The 22,037-nt window shown below is 47.1% G+C and carries 17 protein-coding genes; 16 read left to right on the forward strand and 1 reads right to left on the reverse strand.

The window, feature by feature from the left end:
* Window positions 1-15 precede the first annotated feature (15 nt).
* The 7 genes from R70723_RS11435 (at window position 16) to R70723_RS11465 (ending at window position 9,721) form a co-directional block, all read left to right on the forward strand.
* A complete protein-coding gene (locus tag R70723_RS11435; RefSeq protein WP_039872124.1) occupies window positions 16-726 on the forward strand; it encodes a response regulator transcription factor in 711 nt (236 codons plus the stop codon).
* Window positions 716-2,179: a sensor histidine kinase gene (locus R70723_RS11440; RefSeq protein ID WP_039872125.1), complete on the forward strand. Its 1,464-nt coding sequence runs from the start codon at window positions 716-718 to the stop codon at window positions 2,177-2,179. The genes R70723_RS11435 and R70723_RS11440 overlap by 11 nt, the downstream gene beginning before the upstream one ends.
* Window positions 2,176-3,312 carry a hypothetical protein gene (locus tag R70723_RS11445; RefSeq protein ID WP_039872126.1) on the forward strand — a complete coding sequence of 379 codons (1,137 nt, stop codon included), beginning with the start codon at window positions 2,176-2,178 and terminating at the stop codon, window positions 3,310-3,312. The genes R70723_RS11440 and R70723_RS11445 overlap by 4 nt, the downstream gene beginning before the upstream one ends.
* Before the next feature lie 200 nt (window positions 3,313-3,512).
* Entirely contained in the window at window positions 3,513-4,682 is a 1,170-nt protein-coding gene (locus R70723_RS11450; protein ID WP_076418269.1) for an acyltransferase family protein, read from the forward strand.
* Between the two features lie 24 nt (window positions 4,683-4,706).
* Window positions 4,707-5,381 carry an SGNH/GDSL hydrolase family protein gene (locus R70723_RS11455; protein ID WP_039872127.1) on the forward strand — a complete coding sequence of 225 codons (675 nt, stop codon included), beginning with the start codon at window positions 4,707-4,709 and terminating at the stop codon, window positions 5,379-5,381.
* Window positions 5,382-5,421: 40 nt separating this feature from the next.
* Window positions 5,422-6,426, forward strand: a complete 1,005-nt coding sequence (locus R70723_RS11460) for an LCP family protein (RefSeq protein ID WP_047171102.1) — start codon at window positions 5,422-5,424, stop codon at window positions 6,424-6,426.
* Window positions 6,407-9,721 (forward strand): S-layer homology domain-containing protein, encoded by a 3,315-nt coding sequence (locus tag R70723_RS11465; RefSeq protein ID WP_231574867.1) that lies wholly within the window; start codon window positions 6,407-6,409, stop codon window positions 9,719-9,721. Before R70723_RS11460 ends, R70723_RS11465 begins: the two co-directional genes overlap by 20 nt.
* A gap of 115 nt (window positions 9,722-9,836) precedes the next feature.
* On the opposite strand, the gene R70723_RS11470 is transcribed toward R70723_RS11465, so the two are convergent.
* Window positions 9,837-11,009 (reverse strand): alpha/beta hydrolase family protein, encoded by a 1,173-nt coding sequence (locus tag R70723_RS11470; RefSeq protein ID WP_039872129.1) that lies wholly within the window; start codon window positions 11,007-11,009, stop codon window positions 9,837-9,839.
* 202 nt (window positions 11,010-11,211) lie between these two features.
* On the opposite strand from R70723_RS11470, the gene R70723_RS11475 reads away from it, so the two are divergent.
* The 9 genes from R70723_RS11475 to R70723_RS11515 all read left to right on the forward strand — a co-directional run bounded on the left by R70723_RS11475 (window position 11,212) and on the right by R70723_RS11515 (window position 22,001).
* Entirely contained in the window at window positions 11,212-12,246 is a 1,035-nt protein-coding gene (locus R70723_RS11475) for an NAD-dependent epimerase/dehydratase family protein (RefSeq protein ID WP_039872130.1), read from the forward strand.
* A gap of 142 nt (window positions 12,247-12,388) precedes the next feature.
* A complete protein-coding gene (locus tag R70723_RS11480; RefSeq protein ID WP_039872131.1) occupies window positions 12,389-13,060 on the forward strand; it encodes a response regulator transcription factor in 672 nt (223 codons plus the stop codon).
* A gap of 119 nt (window positions 13,061-13,179) precedes the next feature.
* A complete protein-coding gene (locus tag R70723_RS11485; RefSeq protein WP_197071801.1) occupies window positions 13,180-14,112 on the forward strand; it encodes a HAMP domain-containing sensor histidine kinase in 933 nt (310 codons plus the stop codon).
* A gap of 21 nt (window positions 14,113-14,133) precedes the next feature.
* Window positions 14,134-14,508 carry a hypothetical protein gene (locus R70723_RS11490; protein WP_039872133.1) on the forward strand — a complete coding sequence of 125 codons (375 nt, stop codon included), beginning with the start codon at window positions 14,134-14,136 and terminating at the stop codon, window positions 14,506-14,508.
* A 104-nt stretch (window positions 14,509-14,612) separates the two neighbouring features.
* Entirely contained in the window at window positions 14,613-15,944 is a 1,332-nt protein-coding gene (locus tag R70723_RS11495) for a methyl-accepting chemotaxis protein (protein ID WP_039872134.1), read from the forward strand.
* 28 nt (window positions 15,945-15,972) lie between these two features.
* Complete coding sequence (locus tag R70723_RS11500; RefSeq protein ID WP_052421276.1) at window positions 15,973-17,169, forward strand: sensor histidine kinase; 1,197 nt, start codon at window positions 15,973-15,975, stop codon at window positions 17,167-17,169.
* Window positions 17,166-17,816, forward strand: a complete 651-nt coding sequence (locus R70723_RS11505; RefSeq protein WP_039872136.1) for a response regulator — start codon at window positions 17,166-17,168, stop codon at window positions 17,814-17,816. The genes R70723_RS11500 and R70723_RS11505 overlap by 4 nt, the downstream gene beginning before the upstream one ends.
* Window positions 17,817-18,021: 205 nt before the next feature.
* Window positions 18,022-20,235: an MMPL family transporter gene (locus R70723_RS11510; protein WP_039872137.1), complete on the forward strand. Its 2,214-nt coding sequence runs from the start codon at window positions 18,022-18,024 to the stop codon at window positions 20,233-20,235.
* A gap of 119 nt (window positions 20,236-20,354) precedes the next feature.
* Complete coding sequence (locus R70723_RS11515; protein ID WP_052421277.1) at window positions 20,355-22,001, forward strand: Mbeg1-like protein; 1,647 nt, start codon at window positions 20,355-20,357, stop codon at window positions 21,999-22,001.
* The last annotated feature ends 36 nt before the right edge of the window (window positions 22,002-22,037 follow it).

Consider the following 22,037-nt stretch of genomic DNA (forward strand, 5'->3'; position numbering starts at 1 on the left):
GAGACGGGGATAAAGATGAATAATGCAAAAATACTGATCATTGAAGATGACGCACCGATTGCGGATCTGCTGTCCTACGGGCTCTCCATGGAGGGTTTTCATACACGAACCGCCGCAGACGGCGCTGCCGGAATGCAAGAAATCCAGTCTTTCCAGCCAGATCTGCTGCTGCTGGACTGGATGCTTCCGGATACGAGCGGGCTGGAGATATGCAAGCAGGTAACCTCCGGATATAACCTTCCCATCCTCATGATTACCGCCAAATCAGACATAACCGATAAAGTGCTCGGTCTTGAATTCGGAGCAGACGATTATATTACTAAGCCCTTTGATCTGCGGGAGGTGATTGCCCGGGTCCGAACCATTCTCCGCAGAGTGGAGCAGGCCGGTGCCGGAGCTAAGGCGGAGTCAAATTCTGAGGGCTATAGTTTCCATGATATCGATATTATTACTGAAGAACGGCTTGTCAAGAAAAACAGCCATGATATTGAGCTGACTCCAAAGGAATATGATCTGCTGCTGATGCTGGTCAGGAATCCGGGGAGGACCTTTACCCGGTCTGAGCTGCTTGACAGTGTATGGGGCTATCATTTTGCCGGAGATACCCGCACTGTAGATACGCATATTCAGCGGCTCCGCAAAAAGCTGGAGGCGCAGGAATACATTGCAACGGTGTTCGGAATCGGATACAAGTTCAAAAAACAGGTGCTTCAGCATGATACGTAAAATCAGTATCAAGTTTTTGCTCGGTTTACTGTTTATTTTTATTATCTCATTTATTGTGCTTAGCCAGACCGTACAAGCGTTCATCCGGACCAACAATCAGGATCTGATTACGTCAGAGCTGACGGGGCTGAAAAATAATAGCAATGTGTATGTCCGGCAGGCGTTCCTGATCAATCATTATTCCAGTAATGAATTGTATTTCGGCGAGATGGCCGAGGAATTAGGCAGTACCCTGAAGCATGCGACAGGCAACAGCGTGGGTGTATACACGGTTAATGGTGAACTCTTGTACGCATCGGACAAGGCTGTGTTCCAGCAGCAGGAGCACAGTGATCTGCGTGAAGCGGTAGCCGGCAAGACAGCCTACAGCATATTGAATAATGAGCCTGAGACCTCGGTCATGTTTTCATATCCTGTGATTATTGACGGAGCCAAGGTAGGCATCTTGCGGTATTTCAAAGATTACAGCCTGCTCTACCAGCAAAGCAACCGGATTCTCGATGTCACACTCTACATTACTCTGGCGATTTTTACAGCTGCGTTTCTGTTTTCATTTATTCTGTCCAGACATATCACCCTGCCGCTCGGCAAGCTTGCCCATGCCTCTTCCCAAGTCAAGAGCGGGAATCTGGACGTCCGCATCCACTTAAGAAGAAAGGACGAGATCGGCCGGCTGGCAGAGAACTATAATGACATGATTGATCAGATCGGCAGACAGATCAGCATGATCAGCAAGGACCGTGACCAGCTGAGAGAGCTTCACCAGCAGGAAAAACGCTTTTTTGACAATATCACGCATGAGTTGAAAACCCCTTTAACCTCTATTCTGGGATATGCGGAGCTGATTAAGGTTAACGGCGAGCGGGACCCGGTTTTTTTTGAAAAAGGGATGAATCACATCATTGAGGAAAGCAGACGTCTGCACACGCTGGTGTTGAGGCTGCTTGAAGTCTCCCGTCAGGTGAAGAGCAATGACCTTGAGGCGGTAGATGCCGGAGCTGTTCTTAAGGATGTCTGTGAATCCATGGCTATAAGGGCACAGCGGTACAAAAAAAACCTCCGGATTCATATCGAAAACGATCTGTGGATGATGGGCCAGAGTGACCGGATACGCCAGCTTTTTATTAATCTGATTGATAATGCCATTAAGTACAGCTGGCCGCTTTCGGAAACGGAAGTGAAAGGTCTTCATGCAGACGGAAAAATACGCTTTATAATTGATAATCCGAGTGATGCCATCAGCGAAGAGCAGCTGTCCAACCTGTTCGAGCCCTTCTATCTGGCTCATTCCATGAACCCGGAGCAAGGGAGCGTCGGGCTTGGGCTAAGCATCGTTAAGTCTATTGTGGATGAACTGGAAGGCAGCATTTCTGTTATCAGCGATAATAATCATACTATTGTTACTGTAGAATTCGAGAGACGGACAGCGGCAGAGGAGGCAGGCAGCCTATGACTGGAAAATATACAGGATGGGTATCCGGAATTCTGCTTCTGATCATGCTGTTGTCCGGTTGCCGGGCGGGCGTTCACAGTGAAACTGTAATTATCCCGGATGACGGAGAAACAGAGCAGGCTTCCCAGAGCTCAAGCTCATTCCAGGTTAAAGCCATATACCGGCTGCCGGATCATTATACAAATGATGGTTACTGGCTGGGCTGGACCTCAGCGGATTCGCTGGCCGGGGCATTTAAGACTGCAGGAACAACAGAATCGTTCAACCTGATCCGGTTAACCTCTCCATATGAGCAAGGTGAGAATATCAAAGCAGTCAGTGACAAGACTCAATTGGAGCTGTCTCCGGACGGGAAATACACAGCTGAGATAAGCAGCTCCAATACGGTCACCAGCCTAAAAGTAGTTTCTTTAAAGAACGGGGAAGAGACAGAGATTGCTTCGTTCGGCAGCGGCGGCCTGCAATACCTGCAGGATATATCCTGGTCCGGAAATAGCCGGTTCCTGAGTTATCTGGTGCTGAATGCCTCTGACAGTGGCAAGAGTAGCATATATCTTTACGATCTGCAGACCAATACGACTAAACAGTATCTTTTAAGGGATATTGAACAAGGGGATACACTGCTCAGCATTAATGTTGCGGATGACGGGCGCGGTGTATTGTTCACCTTGTTTGAAGCAGACCGGCCGGGAAAAACAGTGTTAATGTCCGGTAGGATGACTGATCCGGATATTAAGATTATGTATACACGCGAAACCGTGGAAGAACAGAACACTTGGATCAGCAATGATCAGTTTGCCTTTCTCGGACCGGACGGAACGCTGTATGAATATGACCAGCGAAACAGCGAGCTTTCCGTGATACTGGAGAATGTAGCTGCCTATAAATTATCTGATGACAAGAAAATCATTGCCTACTCTCCGCAAGGTGAAGATGCTGTATATGTGGGCAAAATGCAGGGCAGAAATGTAGTGTACAGGGAGCCTGTGTATCATGGTATGATGCCTTCGGATATGTTTTGGAGCACGGATCATACGAAGCTGCTGCTTCAGGGGGCTAGTTCCTATGCGAATCCTTTTACCGGACAATACGATTCCTCCAGGGGACCGTCATTTATTATCGAGCTTGAGTAAAATCTATATCTCCAATAGCCTTGTTGCGGGTATCCGCAGCAGGGCTTTTTTATTGTCCGCAATACCTTGTGTTTTTGTTGACAACTTGTTTACATCCTGATCAAACTTTGGCGACATCCTGTCTTTATAGTTAATGAAGAGGATAACGCCCAATACACAACAAGGACTGAACAGAAATGAACGGGAAGCAGGATCAACTTATGAAGCGTTATATGCCGGGAATAGACGGATTGAGAGCTATATCTGTTCTCGCAGTTATTGCCTATCATTTCAACATGAAATGGGCTCAGGGCGGATTTATGGGAGTGGGGGTGTTCTTTGTTCTGTCGGGGTATCTGATTACAGATCAAATTCTACAGGAGTGGGCAATTAACCACAGCCTGTCTATCAAGAAATTCTGGATCAGAAGATTACGCAGACTGCTGCCTGCGATGGTGTTCATGCTGTTAGCTGTCACACTATGGCTGCTGTTTACGGACCCTGCCAGACTAATATCCCTGAAGGGGGATATAGCCTCGTCCATTTTCTACATGAATAACTGGTACCTTATCTTCCACAAGGTTTCCTACTTCGAGAGCTTTGGTCCGGCGTCGCCCATCGGTCATTTATGGTCGCTGTCCATTGAGGAACAGTTTTATATGATCTGGCCTCTTGCCATATGGTTTGTCTTGAAACTGTCGCCGCGCAGGGGGGAGTTAATGCTCTTTATCCTGATATTAAGCTTTGTATCTGCGGTAGCCATGGCTGCATTGTATGTGCCGGGAACCGATCCGAGCAGAATCTACTACGGAACAGATACCAGAGCCTTTGCAATCCTCATTGGAGCGGCTCTCGCAGCCGGCTGGCCGAGCTGGAAGCGAAGTGAAAGGCTCTCAGCTTCAAGCAGAAGGCTGCTTGATATCACGGGCGGAATCGCGCTGGTCATCATCCTCGTGCTGATCTGCCTGACCAATGAGTACGATGACTCGTTATATCCGTTTGGTTTCCTGTTCTTGTCTCTGATCTCGGCGGCTGTCATCGCAGTGCTGGCTCATCCGGCCAGCCGGCTAAGCGGAATATTGGGCTGCCGGCCGCTGGCCTGGATCGGTAAACGCTCCTACAGTCTCTACATTTGGCATTACCCTGTAATTATACTCATGAACGCGAACAGCGCTAACGAGCGGCCGGGGCTTATCCAAATGCTGCTGCAGTTCACAGTCATTGTGCTGCTTGCTGTGGTTTCCTACAAATACATTGAAGAGCCGGTCCGCAGAGGGGGCTTTCGTGCTCAACTGCTGTCTCTTAAGAGCCGTTTTTCATTTAAGCCGATGATCGGGTTCGTTGTAATCATTATCCTTTTTTTTCGGCTTGTCACTTGGATCACGTACTAGAAGGCGGGAAAGGGATGATCATATATGAAAAATAAAGGATCTGGAAGGGTATTGCTGTTTGTTGTTCTATTTGCTGCTCTGGTGTACCTTGGCGTACATAAGGAGACTTCATCGGAGCCGGGTGAAGGAGTTGTTGTACATCAGCCGGCTGCACAGAGTCAACAGCCGGTCGTACAGAGTCAACAGCCGGTTTCAAGAAGCACTCCGCAGCCGCAACCCCCTACGTTTACCGGAAAAGAAGTAACCGTCATTGGTGATTCAGTTATGGTGGGAGTCGAACCCTACCTGAAAGAGCTGCTTCCTGATGTTACGGTGGATGGCAAGGAAAGCAGACAGATGGTGCAGGCGCAGAAGCTGCTTGCTGAATTAAAAGCAAACGGGACACTGGGCAATTACATCATTATAGAGCTTGGTACAAATGGTCCATTCAATAAAAAACAGCTTCGCAATATATTAACTGCACTGTCTGATGCCAAACAGGTGCTTCTTGTGACTACCCGGGTGCCAAAGGGGTGGCAGGATACGGTTAACGCAACGATTAAGGAGGTTGTTCCTGAATTCAATAACGCTAAGGTTGTGGATTGGTATGTCGCAAGTGAAGGGAAGCCGGATTATTTCTACAAAGACGGAGTGCACTTAAAACCGGAGGGCAGCAGATATTACGCATCTCTTCTCCTTGCAGCTCTCCAGGAACAATAAGGCTGACAAGGATGCATAATTAAAGAAAAGAGGGCTTAGCATGTCGCTAAAAGTGAAAAGGATTGCAGCGGTTTCATTAATGATTTTCATTGTAATAGCCGTATTTGTCATTTATTATATCTCGTCTGTTTATAAGGGGCTGGATGATTTAAGTAAAGCCGATGCCAGCTCTCCCTTGGCCGAGGTAAAGGCTAGTGAAGAGAAGATTGAAGAGCCGCCTAAATGGGCGGGCAAGGAGCCGGTAAATATTTTGTTAATGGGAGTAGATGCCCGTGGAACCGCTAAAGGTGAAATTCCCAGATCCGACAGCATGATGGTAGTCTCTCTGGACCCTGTCCGTGAGCAGATTCATGTATTTTCCATTCTCCGTGACACTTATGTCCAAATCCCTGACCACGGCAAGAATCGCATTAATACGGCCATAACTCACGGTCCCAAAACAGCGATGAGTGCAGTAAGTGATTTGCTGGGCATTCCCATCCAATTTTACGTATACACGGACTTTCAAGGATTTATTAAGCTCGTAGATGCTGTAGGCGGAGTCGACTTTTATGTGGAGAAGGACATGAACTATGAAAGCATAGCTGATAAGCATCAATATGACATTAACCTGAAGGAGGGGCAGCAGCATCTGGATGGAACAACGGCACTGCAATATGTCCGGTTTCGTCATGATGCTTTGTCCGACTACTCCCGTACGAAACGCCAGCGGGATTTCACCGATGCAATCGTTCAAAAAATGAAAAGCACCACCTCCATTATGAAGCTTCCATCCATCCTCGAGGAGGTCAGCCCGTATATTGATACCAATCTGACGGTGAACGATATGTGGAAGCTGGCAACAGTGGGCTACCAAAGTGTAATCGAGGCAAGCGAGCAGATTCCTCCTACGAGTCTGGTCAAAGAGACCTATGCGGGAAAAGCAGCAGTGCTGGCCGTCTCCAGCAGCGATGAATTGAAGGAATATGTCCGGAATGTCCTTGACGGAAGTTCTGAGGCACAGGCAGAAGAGGGGGAGCAGCAGGTTGAAGAAGCTATTCAATAAAGGTGCGCTGGCGCTGTTAATAGTACTATCGCTGCTGACAGATGCAACGGCTTATGGTGACAGCAGGGTGAGCCGGGAGGAAACCGCTCAGGTGCTGGAAATGAGCAATAACGTGGCATCCATGACGGAAAAGAGGATTTTTCAAGTCAGCTTTCATCTGCCGAAGGGAGCAGATTCGAAAAAGATCAGCTGGACCTACGGGGACAAGCCTTTATCCGAATGGAAAGTGTATGAACAACGTGATTATACCGGACCGTCCTTCATCACCGTCAGTCAAGAGCAGGTAGAAGGAGGCCAATATTCGGCAAGTATTACCTTTGATCTCCCGTACGGCAGTGATAATCTGGCAGAACCACGCTTGCAGCGGCAATTATTCGGATCCCTAATGGGAACCTATGAACTGGCGGCACGAGTTGACGGACAAGTGATTGCAAAGGCATCAGTAAAATTAATCCCATATGATAGCTTTCTGTCTTATGATGAACTGAAGCCGGCAATCGATAAAGTTACATCACAAGCGGCTGTCCTCAATAACAGGTACATTCATACCGAATCCATTGGAAAATCAGTTGAAGGAAGGGATATCTACCTCACCATTGTTGCAAAAGACAAGCAGACGGTAGATAAATACCAGAATGTTACACACCCTGCGATGATGAATAACCCTAAGCAGCTGCAGGCTGATGTAAAGTCAGGGGTATTCGGCGATTACGCGGTGCCCGTCTGGTTGAACAATATTCACCCGAATGAATCCCCGGGAGTCGATGCTATTTTCAACTATTTCAAGTCTTTGGCACTGGAGAGCCGGATTTCGTATAATACAACACTGCCGGATGGAGATGCAAGTGAAACCATCATGAATATAGATGACGTGTTAAAAAAGGTGTTTTTCCTTCTGGTCTACACGGATAATCCAGACGGGCGGTTTCATACTTCCAGAGTCAATGCCAACGATTTTGATCTGAACCGGGATAACGCATATCAGACACAGCCGGAGACGCGCAGCGTAACGGAGCAAATCGCCAAGTGGTCTCCGCTTTCTTTTCTTGATTTGCATGGTTTTGATAAAAACTTCCTGATTGAACCGGCTACGCCGCCGCATGATCCGAACATCGAGTATGATCTGCTAATGAACAGTATGCTGGAGCAGGCTAAGGCGATGGGCGAAGCTGGTATTGCCAACACAAAGTATGATTACTATCATGTTCCCTATGAAGAACACCAGAAGTTTGTATTAGATCCCAAATACATATCTAAGGGAACAGCATCGGGCTGGGATGATGCTTCTCCGGCGTATACTGCCGTATTTGCCATGCACCACGGGGCTTTGGGACACACGCTGGAAATGCCGGAGAACAACGAAGAGTCTGTAAAAGCACTGTACTACAGCGCGGCAGCAGCCACATCCTATGTTATGGACAATCAGGAGAAGCTGTTTATTAATCAGCTCAAAATCTATGAGCGCGGTATAAATAATCTGGATGATCGTGCAGTGGATAAATATTTAGTCAATGCAAGGAATGAAGAAATTGGCCGACCGCGCAAAGGAAATACAAATTTCTTCCCGGAATATTATGTGATGCCGGTGGACCCGGGTGTACAGAAAAATGCGCTTGAAGCATACCGCATGGTTGAATATTTCCTGCGGAACGGAGTGAAGGTTGAGCGTTCAACTGAACAGGTAAGAGTAGGAGGTATGGCGTATCCTGCGGGCTCTTTTGTAGTGAATATGCATCAGGCCATGCGGGGGCTGGTTAATCTTGTCTTGTATGACGGTGTTGATCTATCCGATGCTGAATGGGTTACCGCAGAAATCGTTCAGAACTTCCCTGACCTGCGTGGATTTAATCGTTATGAGATCCGTCAGCCGGATATATTTACAGGCAAAACGCAGCCTGTAACCTCGGTAACCGTGCCTGGAACAACGCTGCCTGGCAATGCAGGTTATGTTATTATTCATAATACAAATAATGATGCAATAAGGGCTGTCAATGAGTTACTCTCCTCAGGTAAAACGGTGACGATGCTTACAGCGGGTACAGAGAAGGACAAAGCCGGGGATTTTGTTGTTTCTTATCAGGACTTGAAACCGCTGCTTGCAAAATATCTTTTTGATGCAGATGCATTTGGAAAAGGCGAACCGAAAGGACAGTTGCTAAAACATCAGACTGTAGCCGCGTTAGGTGAACCGGAAATGGTGTTGAAGGGTTTGGGTTTTGAAGTGACTGCAGACCAGGAGAAGGCAGATATTCTGGTGAATACGTTTGATTCTGAAGAGCTGGTCCGCAGCGGCAGGCCTTATATTGCTTACGGCAGCATGGGGATGATGAACATCAAGGATCTGATTCCCGGGTTCGCTTTTGCCGGCCCTGACTGGGAGCCTTATGAAGGTTTGTTTATGGCAGATGTCGAGCAGGATAACATGATCACCGGACCTTATGATGAGCAGGAGCTTTTTTATACTGTAACCGGCTCATATATTGAAGCTGTGCCGAGAACGGCAAAGGTGCTTGCAAGTATAAGCAGTGAAGATCATTTCTTCAAAGCAGGCTGGTGGCCGGGTCATTCGGCTGCCAAAGGGAAGATAATGGCCTTCACCTATAACGGCAACAATAAGCACCTTACAGTGTTCGCTAATGATCTGACGAATAAAGCTCATCCCCAGCATCAATTCCGGCTGCTGGCGAACGCCATATTCAGTTCGCCTGCTGCGAACGCAGCAGTTCCGGTCCCTGTTGTAAAGTTCAATGATTTGAATAGCGTAGAGTCATGGGCAGGGGAATCAATCCTTGAACTCGTAAATCTGGGGGCGCTGCAAGGAGCCGGTGATGACCGCTTCAAGCCGCTGCAGCCTGTTACCCGTGCAGAGTTTCTGACAATGATCATAAAGGCCTTTGATTTGTCAGTACCCGATGCAGAAATCTCATTTACAGACGTTCCATTATCAAGCTGGTATTATCCGTATGTTGCTTCAGCTGTAGAAGCAAAGCTGGCTGATGGTGCCGGCGGAGAAAGGTTTGATCCTAATCGTCTGATCACACGCCAGGAGATGGCGCAAATGGCGGCTAATGTACTCAGGCTGTCTGCGGAATATTCACTCCGTGATTCTAGCAAAGCCCTAGCTACATTCTCCGACCGGGAAGCCATTGCTCCTTATGCCAGAGAAGCAGTCGCAATGCTGACGGAAGCCGAAGTCATTGCAGGCTTATCCCCGGCAGTCTTTGGTCCTCATGAGGCTGCCAGCCGTGCACAGGCTGCGGTGATAATCAGCCGGCTGAGGGATGTCTACTATTGATTACGTGTAAATACAATATCATCCGATAAGACAAGCACCCCCCGTTCCTATGGAACGGGGGGCTGCGTGATTGGCAGCGTTATGCTAAGGTTGATTATTTACAATAAATGCTGCATCAGCTGTTCCGGGGTACCGCCGAATAAATCCGTACAGTAAGCCCGCCTGTATACCCCTCCAGTGCTGCCGTTAAATCTTCGTGATTCAGGAAAGCAAGTGCCGTACTGTCAGTTTCGATAGCAGGCTTCCATTCCCCGTTCACACTCTGGTTGACGATATGTATCCGGCACTGCTCACCTGTATAATCCGTGCCCTCTAACGTATAATCGGCCCGGATACTGACTAATTGATCCTCCACATGCTCCTGCACGTCTTCCGCTCCGGGTTCAATATGTCCCTTGAAATAGGCGCTGTCACTGTTTCCCGTAAAGAGTACGGCTGACTGTCTATACGAACCTTCTTCCTTGCGGATCTCCCGGCCGGTAATTTGGACACTTATGGTTAAAATCTCTTTTTTCCCAAGCAAAAACTGCTGTATGGATACCATGGCACTGGCACTCTGTTTCTCGGTAAAGGAATGTCCCGCCTCCTGAATCAGCTGAAGCTGACATTGGCCCGGCGCGTAGACTCCGCGGGCTTTAACGGCATACGTGTAGTCTACGACCTGATCCTCAGTGCCGTGCAACAGCAGCACGGGGCCTTTGAAGGGTGAGATTTCTTCAAAAGGGTCCATACCTGCTACTGTCTCATGAAAGCTCTTACCAAGCTGCATTTTTCCGCAATCAATAATATCCGGCACCTTATTGACGTCATAGGAGGAGCCGCCAAGAGCACCCTTGCGGGCATCATCGGGTATGCAGAGCGCAGGGTAGATGAGAATCAGCGCTTCAACTTCATCCGGGCGCTGTGCTGCGGACAGCGCTGATACGAATCCGCCCTGGCTGAAGCCCATGAGCGTTATTTTTCCTGAATCTGTATACGGTTGGCTTTTGACGTAATCCATAACAGCCTTCAGGTCCCCGCATTCGGTCAGCACAGTCATCTCTGTTGTTGCTCCGTCACTCTTGCCTTGCCCGTGCGCACTGCCGCCGCAAAAATCAAAACAGTACGCCGCATAGCCCCAGGATGCCAAGGTCCGGCAGTATGTATAGAGATCCTTTGAATTTCCGCCAAATCCATGACTGACAATGATGGCCGGAAGCTTGTCACCCTCCGGAATAAACGCTTTTCCGCGGATGGTCAACCCGTCCCGGATACAGCTGAAATCACATTCAGAAATAGTTGTGTGCATTTCACAATCTTCCTTTCTATGTAAATCGATACGCTTTTATTATAGCTGAAATGATAAGGAAAGCGTATTCATGAATACGCTGAATTCCGTAATTATATTAACAATTCTCAAACATCTCGTAATCAACTTAACAACAACTTCCCGATAGAATGTAACCAACAAGTGAGAGATCATTTGAATCAAGCATGGAGGGAAATTTACTATGAATATGAATACTATCTATCTACTGACCGGAGCAGCCGGACTACTGGGAAACAATGTTGCCGCCTCACTGATTGCCCAGGGTAAGCAGGTCCGGGCGCTTGTCCTGGAGGGAGATCCGGCAGCTGAACATATCCCCCATGGAGCAGAGATCTTTATCGGCGATGTGACAGATATTGCTTCGCTGGAGCGTTTTTACACTGTACCGGAAGGCACTGGTTTGATCGTCATTCATTGTGCAAGTATCGTATCAGTGTCCCCGCTGCCCAGTCTGAAGGTGTATGACGTGAATGTTACCGGTACACAGAATATCGTTGATCTCTGTATTTCCCGCAAGGCCAAGAAGCTGGTATACGTGAGCTCGACAGGCGCTATTCCAGAATTACCGCATGGGGAAATGATCCTCGAGCCGGAGGTTCTGGATGCGGAAGCAGTTGTCGGATACTATAGTAAAACCAAAGCACTCGCGACCCAAATCGTCCAAAGAGCGGTAAAAGAGCATAATCTGGATGCATCCATTGTTTATCCTTCAGGCATATGCGGACCCAATGATTACGCGTTCGGACCGGTAGCGCATTTGATTATGCAATATTGCGATGGGAAAATGTCTGTCGGCTTCGAAGGCTCCTTCAATTCTGTAGATGTACGTGATCTGGCGGAGGGAGTTATCGCTTGTTCAGAGAAAGGAACCAAGGGTGAAGGGTACATTATGAGCAATGAAATGGTGCCGATCCGCCGGATGTTTGACCTCATCAGCGCCGCGAGCGGTGCGCCGGTAGTAGAAACCATCTTGCCGGCGGATGTTATGTTATCCAATGCTACACGAACCATACCTGATGGACCGGATAAAGAGGCTCAGCTGGCGACACTGAAATTCGGACTGTATAACATGACCCGCAATAATAACTTTTCCTCAGAGAAGGCACAAACCGAGCTCGGCTACCGGACCCGCTCGTTCGATGATACCATTACGGATGAAGTCCGGTGGCTTATCAGCATCGGTAAAGTGATTGACCGTACGGCGGCAAACGCCTGATACTGTAAATGAAATGGAGGGTAGCGCAATTGCCGCCACCCTTCTTTCTATTTGTGATTATTTAGAAATTGCCGGAATCCAAACAAAACTCTAACAACCTTATGATATTCTTATAGGAAAATAACGCACGGGAGCGCTGCTGATGCTTAAGATACTGGTTGTGGAAGATGACAAGGAAATTAACTATGCGGTTTGTTTATTTCTTAAACAGAGCGGATATGATGCAGTAGGCTGTCTTGATGCCAATGAAGCCTACAATGTCATGTATGCAGAGGCGTTTGACCTGATTATCTCCGATATTATGATGCCAAAGATTGACGGATTTGAATTTGCGGAAACAGTGAGGCGTTTAAATCAGGAGATTCCGATCCTTTTTGTGACCGCACGGGACGATCTGACCTCCAAGCAGAAGGGATTTCGCGCGGGCATCGATGACTATATGGTCAAGCCAATAGAGCTGGATGAACTCATTCTGCGAATCAAGGCACTGCTGCGACGTGCCGGAATTGCCAGCAGCAAACAGCTGACAATAGGCGGGCTGGTCATCAATGCAGAGGAGCGTTCAGCCAGCCTGGATGGAGAAGATATCCCCCTGACAGTCCGGGAGTTCAATCTTCTGTTTAAGATGCTGTCTTATCCAAAGAAAACCTTTACCCGCTCTCAGCTGATGGACGAGTTCTGGGATACCGAAAGTGGCTCCGGTCCGCGTGCGGTAGATGTTTATATAACTAAGCTACGGGAAAAGTTTGCTGCTTGCACTGATTTTGAAATTGTTACGGTACATGGTCTCGGCTACAAAGCGGTAGTTAAATGAAGGATTATAAATTTGATAAAAGGGTAAACCGCAGCTTATTCAATTTGCGCAGCTATATTTACTTTTTTCTGTTAGTTTCATCCTTGGTATCCTGTTCTTTTTTATTGTTTTGGCACAATATGGATATTAACTTTAAAGATGTGAGGGGAAATGCGCTTCTTACCTTTGTTAACGTGTTAGTACTAAGTCTTCTGTGCAGTGTCATTGACGGTATCCGCAGAAAATATACAGTAGAGCGTCCGGTAAAGCGGATTTTGAACGCTACACACAGGTTGACCAAAGGGGAGTTTGAGGCCCGGATTGAGCCGTTTCATAATTTGGGCAGGATGAATGAGTTTGATGTGATCATCGGGGATTTTAACCGGATGGCTGCAGAGCTGTCCGGCATCGAAACCTTGCGGTCAGATTTTATTGCTAATGTATCGCATGAGCTGAAGACGCCGCTCGCGGTTATACAGAATTACGCAACTTTACTGCAAAATCCGACCCTGCCCAAGGAAAAGCACACAGAATACGCAAAAACGATCACTCAAGCTTCACGGAGGCTGTCAGAGCTGATTACCAATATATTGAAGCTGAACAAGCTGGAGAATCAGCAGATTTTCCCGGAGGCGCGGGAGTACCCCTTGGGAGAGCAGCTTAGAGAGTGTTTGCTTGGTTTTGAAGATGCCTGGGATAAGAAAGGGCTGAAGGTGGTTACACACATTGACGACATGGATATAAAAGCAGATGCGGAGCTTCTGACTCTTGTGTGGAATAATCTCATCTCTAACGCCATTAAATTTACTGAACCGGGTGGTCAAATTACCGTCAGTCTAAAGAAGTCAAACGGTGTAGCTGCCGTGCAAATTGCCGATACCGGCTGCGGGATGAGCCCAGAGGTAGGACGGCACGTGTTCGAGAAGTTCTATCAGGGTGATAAGGCGCATGCTACAGAGGGGAACGGCTTGGGACTTGCTCTAGTGAAGCGAGTAATCGATATCGTAGGTGCAGATATTAAGGTGGAAAGTATTTATGGTCAGGGAAGTGTGTTTACTGTGACTCTATTCTAATGATAGCAGGAGGGGCTTGAAATGGAAAATAATAATGAAGCATTCAGCTTCACGTATTCCGCCAAGCAGCAGGAGGAGATTAGAAGCATACGCCAAAAATATCTTCCGCGTGAAGCGGATAAGATGGAGCAGCTTCGCAGATTGGATAAACGGGCAGAAAGGTCAGGAACCCTTCTCTCTATTATTGTCGGTGTAACCGGGTCTATGCTCCTTGGACTTGGGTTAGCCTGTATTCTGCGCTGGAAAGATTTCTTTATTTCCGGGGTTATGGTTGGTGTCGTTGGGCTTATCGGTGTAGCTCTTGCTTATCCTGTGTTCCTGATCCGAACCCAACAGGAGCGCAAAAAACTGGCACCGGAAATAATGAAGCTAATTGATGAATTGTCACTTAGCTGAATCCATTGCCCGAAAGGGCAATGGATAATGCCCCTTTGGACGATGCGGAATATGAGCTGTGCCGGATAGAATGAGGATAATGATTCAGGTTAAAGGAGCAGCTTATGATGATTAAAGAGAAAATGAGCAAATGGACAATGGATTCTATTAAGTTCAAGCTTGTTCTGCCGATCGTATTAGTACAAATATTCAGTGCCAATATTGGGCAGGTAGTAAACATGTTTTTCGACAAAGGGAAGGAAGTTATATCCGAGGCAGGAATTGATACGCAGTACATAGACGGGAACACGGGTTTCTATGTATCTTCCGGGTTAAGCATACTTATATCTGTATATATTATTATAGCGTTATATGACCGGCTTATTCTCAGAAGGCTGCAAAGAGTATCCGGTTACACGAAGAATCTGGGAGAAGGAGATTTAACGGATGAGCTGAACTTTAGCGGTAACGATGACGTAAGCCGGTTAGGCCGGGCTCTGGATACAAGCTCAACTCATATCAAGCATTTGGTTCAGGAAATTAACACGGCCTCACAACAGCTGTATACTTCAAGTGCGCAGCTGATGGAAGCAACCGAGAGCTCTGCCTCCAGTGTGGAGAACATTCACTCTACCTCTTCTTTTCTAGCCCAAGGTGCAGTCAAATTAACGGAGTCTGCTCATCATGCTGAATTAACGATCAGTCATCTTCATCAGACCAACGATGTGCTCAGCAGTAAAGTGGATTTATCTCTATCCACCTCCAGTGCAATGAAAGTAAGAGCGGCGCAAATGGAGCTGGAGGCAGCTCAATCACTGGAAGAGGCTAACCGTACTTATCTGGAGAAACAGGAAAACCTGCAAAAGGCGATCCAGGCGGGAAGGGTTGTAGATGAGATCAACAATATTTCCGAAAGTATTAAAGAAATCTCATCACAAACCAATTTGCTTGCGCTTAACGCATCCATTGAGGCTGCCCGGGCAGGCGAGCATGGTAAAGGATTTGAAATTGTTGCGGAAGAAGTGAGGACGCTGGCTGGAAAGTCTGCAGCGGCTATAGCTCATGTAGAAGGTATTGTTGTACAAGTAAAGGAAGCATTTGAGCAATTGGAGCTCAGCTCCCGGGATATTCTCAATTATATCAATAAGGATGTTAAGGCAGATTACGAGCTGCTGATCAACACCGGAAGACAATATCAGAAGGATGCTGCAACGATCTATTCATTGTCGGAAGAGGTGAACTCAGCCACTGTCATCATGGGCACTGCTGTTGGTGAGATTGGCGGAGTTATCCGGAGTGTAAAGGACCATTCACTCTTAACCTCGGACTATACCCGGACAATCAATGGAAGCTTAGCTGAGATTAATCAGGTTATGCATCAGGCGGCAAATACCACTAAAGAACAGGCCGTGCTGTCGCAGCAGCTAAGAGGTTCTATCGGCAGGTTCAAACTGTAATCATTTATTATGAGAGAGGGATATTCTGTTGAGGGAGAAGAAGGATGGACTTGAGGTTATTAATGAGATGTTTTCCACGAGAGTACCCGTACTGATCTGGTTAACGCTTGTATACGCTGGAAGCATTGTCCTGCAGTTTCTAGAGGACCCCTTAATTCTGCCCGGTGTTATATTTACCGGCTTGTTCACGATCCATGCTCTGCTCCATTGGGTATCGTACCGGGTTACGCCGAAACAATTCTGGATTTATTTTTCTATCCAGGGGACTCTGATTTACTTGTGTGCCATCCTGATGCCGGGCGGGTATCAGGCGGTGCTGATCGGACTGCTTCCGGTACTCATTGCCCAAAGCTTAGGCTTTTCTTTTCGCTTCAGGAGAGTCGTCTTTGTCTCACTAATAAGCATCATCATCTTTTTTGATTCTGCTCTGACTGTTGACGATACAGGTGAACTGCTGATTTTCCTGCCTATCTTTGTACTGATGCTAATCATTGTAATTGCATATGCTATTACGTTCTTCCGTCAAGTGCAGGAAAGGCTCAGAGTACAAAGCTTCTTGAGTGATCTGCAGGAGGCGCACCGGAAGGTAGAAGAGCTTACACTTTCAAATGAGCGGCAGAGAATGGCCCGTGATTTGCACGACACTCTGGCACAGGGAGTCGCCGGACTGATTATGCAGCTCGAAGCTGCTGACGCACATTTAACAAAGGGCAATACGGAACGTTCCCAGGAGATCATTAGGCTATCCATGCAGCAAGCCCGTCGAACGCTGGCGGAGGCGCGCACGGCAATAGATAATCTGCGGCTGAAATCGGCACCCGAGCTGGATTTCAAAGAGAGCATAGAGGATGAAGCGCAGCATTTCAGGGAAGCGACCGGTATTCAGATGATCACTGATATTGAGTGGAACAAGCGGCTGTCGCGGGTCGTTATGGAGCATAGTATCCATATCATTAAAGAGAGTCTCACCAATATTGCCCGTCATGCCCGTGCAAGCATGGTAAAGATTAAGGTTTATGGCGATAGGGACAGGCTGCAGATCAGGCTTATTGATAATGGAAGGGGCTTTGATACAGAAGCAATCGGGAAGGAGCCCGGCCATTACGGACTGCTCGGTATTCAGGAGCGGGCAAGGCTAATCGGCGGAGAGATGGAAATATCCAGCAGTGGGCAAGGCACGACGATAACGTTATCCATACCACATAATGAAGGGGCACAGAGATGAACACTTGTCAAATCATGCTTGTCGATGACCATTTTGTAGTCCGCGAAGGACTCAAGCTCATTCTGGAGACAAGTGAGCAGTTTCAAGTGATTGGCGAAGCCGAGAACGGTCAGCAGGCGCTCCAGCTGCTCAAGACGCTTCAGCCTGACGTCATCCTGATGGATCTGAATATGCCGGTTATGGGCGGTCTGGATGCGATGCAGGAGCTGAAGAGTGAAGGAATCACGATCCCGGTCATCATCCTGACAACCTACAATGAAGATGAGCTTATGATCAAAGGATTGGCTTTGGGGGCCAAGGGTTATCTGCTGAAGGACACAAACCGCGACAATCTGTTCCGGAGCATTGAGTCTGCTGTACGTGGGGATACGCTGTTGTCGGCAGAGATTATGGAGCGTGTTATTGCTGCCAAGACCCAGCTGGCTGAGCTCCCGCTGAAAGCGGAAGCAGCTCTGCTGAGCGACAAAGAAACGTATATTCTGCAGTGTGTGGCAAAGGGCTTTAAGAGTAAAGAAATTGCTTATGATCTGGCTATTGGAGAACGTACGGTCAAAGCCCATTTGACCAGTATTTATAATAAGCTGGGGGTAGACTCCCGGTCACAGGCCGTTGCTGCTGCATTGGAGCGTGGGCTGCTAAATCTATAATTTTATGTTGCCGGCATGTGGGATGAATATCCTGCATGCTTTTTTTATGTTTGATCTGGAAATATATTAAATTTTCATGTTCTAACTGTATCAGGGCAGCCCGAAAGGGCAGAATGCTGCTGCCCTTTCGGACGATGTTGTCCACTTATGGCTGCTGTATCCTAAGAGAAGATCAAAGATACAGATAAGAGGAGACGATACTGTTATGGCTAAATTGTTATATCGGCTGGGCTTCTGGTCAGCCAAGAATCGAATCAAGGTAATTCTGGGAACGATAGCGGTCATGCTGATTTCTTCGATAGTGGCGATGTCCATGGGGCCGAAGCTTAACGAAGAAACGACGATTCCTGGTCTGGAATCAATCCAGACAATGGGACGAATGTATCAGGAATTCCCTTCCATGAACGGCCAAGGCAAGGAAACTCAGCTGGTAATGAAAGCGAAGGATAATGAAACCTTATCATCAGAGGCAAACAAGCAGCTGATTTCCGCCGAGCTTAAGGAAGTGGCGATGGACCCTGAGGTATCATCAGTTGTCAGTCCTTATGATAATCAATCATTGAATGCCGATGGCACTATCGGTTATGCCACGATTACTTATCGTCCAGGTGTTGAGGTTACAGAGGTCTCGAAGGAATATGTGCTGGAAGCGGCTGAAGGTTTACGGAATGCCGGCCTGCAGGCGGAAGTAACCGGAAACGGTTATGTATCAATGGAGATCGGTGGAGCTACTGAAGGTATCGGCGTCCTGATAGCTCTTGTTGTTCTCACCTTTGCTTTCGGATCGTTCCTGACAGGGATTATTCCAATTCTGACAGCAGTTATTGGTCTGGGAACAGGTGTTATGCTGATCATAATGGGCTCCAACTTCTTAGAGACCCCTTCATTCGCCTTATCGCTTGCCAGCATGATTGGTCTGGCAGTAGGCATAGATTACGCGCTGTTCATTATTTCCAGATACCGTCAGCAACTGGCCCAGGGCTTTGAGCGGAGAGAAGCCATTGCAATTGCCAACGGCACGGCAGGGAGCGCAGTCGTATTTGCCGGAGTTACAGTGATTATCGGTCTTGCCGGGATGAGTGTTGTAGGTATTCCGTTCCTTACGGCAATGGGGCTGGCTGCTGCACTATGTATTCTGGTAGCTGTCTTAATTGCAATTATCACAGTTCCTGCGGTTCTCTCCGCTATGGGCGGATTAATCAAGGCCAAGCGGGCTAAGCGTTCTGAAAGAAGCGTTACTCATCTCAAAAAGAAGAATCGCGGAGATAAATGGGGAAGACTGGTTACGGCACGTCCTTGGTTGACTGTCCTCTTGGGTACTGCACTGCTCGCAATCTTATCCGTTCCATTTATGCATATGGAGACTGGGACTATGGACGATGGGCTAAAGTCGACAACTATGACCGAGCGCCGGGCATATGATCTGATGTCAGAGGCTTACGGTATCGGTTATCATAATCCGCTAATGATTCTTGCCAAGACAGACGGCAGTCCGGAAGCTGAAGCTAATCTGGCCAAGACGGTAGAGCAGCTCAAAACCTATCCGAACATCGGCACCGTTACTCCGGCTGTAACAGGTGCTTCGGGAAATGTTTCATTGATCAATGTTATCCCGGCTACCGGACATGCAGATATTGAAACGGTGGATTTGGTCAAGACGATTCGCAGTCATGCAGCGGAAATTGCACAACAGAACCATGTGGAGCTGAGTGTCACCGGCAGCACAGCCATTAATATAGACATCTCCCAGAAGCTTAATGAGGCATTGCCTGAATTTTGCCTAATCATAGTAGGTCTGGCATTTGTTCTGTTAGTTATGGTGTTTCGTTCGATTTTGGTTCCGATCAAAGCGGTTCTTGGTTTTGTTCTCTCTCTTGGAGCTACTTTGGGATTCATAACTTATGTTGTGCAGGACGGTCATTTCCAGAATCTGTTCGGCTTCAGCGGAGAATCCCTTGTACTTAACTTTCTCCCTATCATGGTTGTAGGTATTCTGTTTGGTCTGGCAATGGACTATGAGGTCTTCCTGGTCAGCCGGATGCGTGAAGACTTCAAAAAGAACGGGGATGCCAAAAAATCAGTGCTTGCCGGAATCCGTCACAGCGGCGGTGTCGTTACGGCGGCAGGTCTGATTATGATCTCGGTATTTGCCGGATTTATGATGACAACCGATCCAAGTATTAAAGTTATGAGTTTTGCGCTTCTATTCGGGGTATTGTTTGACGCCTTTATCGTGCGTCTGCTTATTGTCCCGGGTGTGATGACATTGCTGGGCAAATCAGCCTGGTACCTGCCGAAGTGGCTGGACCGCCTTCTGCCGAATCTGGATGTTGAAGGTGAGGAAGTGATGAAGGAAGTGGAGAAAAAATATCAGCACACCACACAATCTGCTACGGATTTCTATGAAGCCATTCAATAAAATACAAGGATGAATCAAGATAACGGCTGCATGCGCAGATAGCCTGCAGCCGTTGTTATTGATGTCAGGCTGTGGGATTAATCACTTTCTTAATAAGCTCAAAATATTGAGGTGCATGTATGGGGAATATCCTGTCTTATTTAAAGTGGCGCGGGGATCTAAGTTTGAAGGAGCGGCCTTTTAATGAAGTGGATAATTTAATATTGTCTGCATTATCCTACTTTGATCTGGAGGGAATTGTACCCGAATTAGGTCAGGACAAGTCTATAACGGTAACAGAAGCTTCTGAATTATATTTTAATCATCAGCATGAGAAAAATGCCGAACGTTTGAAGCGCCTGTCGATTATAGACCACGCGCTGCTTAAAGAAATGGCACAATCGGAGCGGTTCAAAAATGCAAGGCTATCCAATTTCATTGATATTATGGATGATGCCAGAATGATGCAGTTTTCTGCATTGTTAATTGAACTGGAAGATGATACGAATTATATTGCATATCGCGGGACAGACAATTCTATCTTGGGATGGAGAGAGGACTTTACGATAAGCTTTCAAACAGTGTCCGCCCAGCAATCGGCGCTGGCTTATCTTGAATCCGTTATTGTTCCTGGTGTGAACAGATATAGGGTAGGCGGGCATTCAAAAGGCGGAAATCTCGCGATGTATGCCTCAATGATGTGCGGAGAATCCGCTAGAGAGCAGATTCTTGAAATCTATAACAATGATGGTCCAGGCTTCTGCGAGGATCTTCCCTGGGCAGAAAATATGAAGAAAATACAAGACCGAACGCTTCAAATTATACCAGAGTTCAGTGTGATCGGAATGCTGTTTGCGTCAACCGACACTTCCCGATATATCATTGAAAGCTCGGCAACAGGATTAATGCAACATCATCCCATGACCTGGGAGGTGGAAGGCAGCGCCTTTGTGCGAAAGGATGATTTGACTCCACGCTGCAAACTGATTAATGAGATGGTTGATAACTGGATTGAACATGTTGATTTTGAGCAAAGAAAGACATTTACCAATGACTTGTTTGATGCCCTGGGAGCAGGCGGTGCAAGTTTAGTGGTAGATCTGACAAGCGGCGGCGTCGACGGTTTTGAAGCGATATTGCTGGCATTAGGCAGGTCAGATGTGAAGACGAAGGAAGCTATATCAACATTTTTCAAATCTGTGATTACAGGCTGCCGCAAAATTGATTATTTTGCTCTTCTTAGAACGAGTTCAATGATAAAAGGGGCATGTACCACGCTTCTTGGAATGTTTTTTATGCAGAAACCCGAATTTACTTTTAGAATACTCGGAGCCTTATTCTTTTTTTCTTTTTTTTCATTCTCTGTGTACAAATATATCCGTCATCTTAAAAAAGTTAAAAATCACATGCCTGTCTGGAAGCATACTTCCAAACTTTATTTTGCTCTATTGGGACTGTCATCAATGATTTTATTGAAGGGGGATGCCTTTTCTGTATCTACACATCTCCTGCTCAGCTTAGGGTTTGTATTTAATGCGTATCTGAACTTTAATCATTATCTGAAATCGGTGAACATAAAGAGGAAGAACTGGATACTGTTGCCTAACTCTATTTTGTCATTTCTGCTCGGAATTGTTTCGTGGGTGACAGCCAATAATCTTGAAGTTACGTATATCTTTTTTATGTCAGGTTATTTGATTATTTCAGGCGTTACCGAAATCATTCATTCAATGATTGATAACGCTCAGAACAGACTTCGACTGGAGCTAAAACAAACGTCGCGATGAATGCTTATTCTTCTTCACGGCTGTGTATTCGAGGAG

It is taken from the genome of Paenibacillus sp. FSL R7-0273, from assembly GCF_000758625.1.
Lineage (GTDB): Bacteria > Bacillota > Bacilli > Paenibacillales > Paenibacillaceae > Paenibacillus_AQ.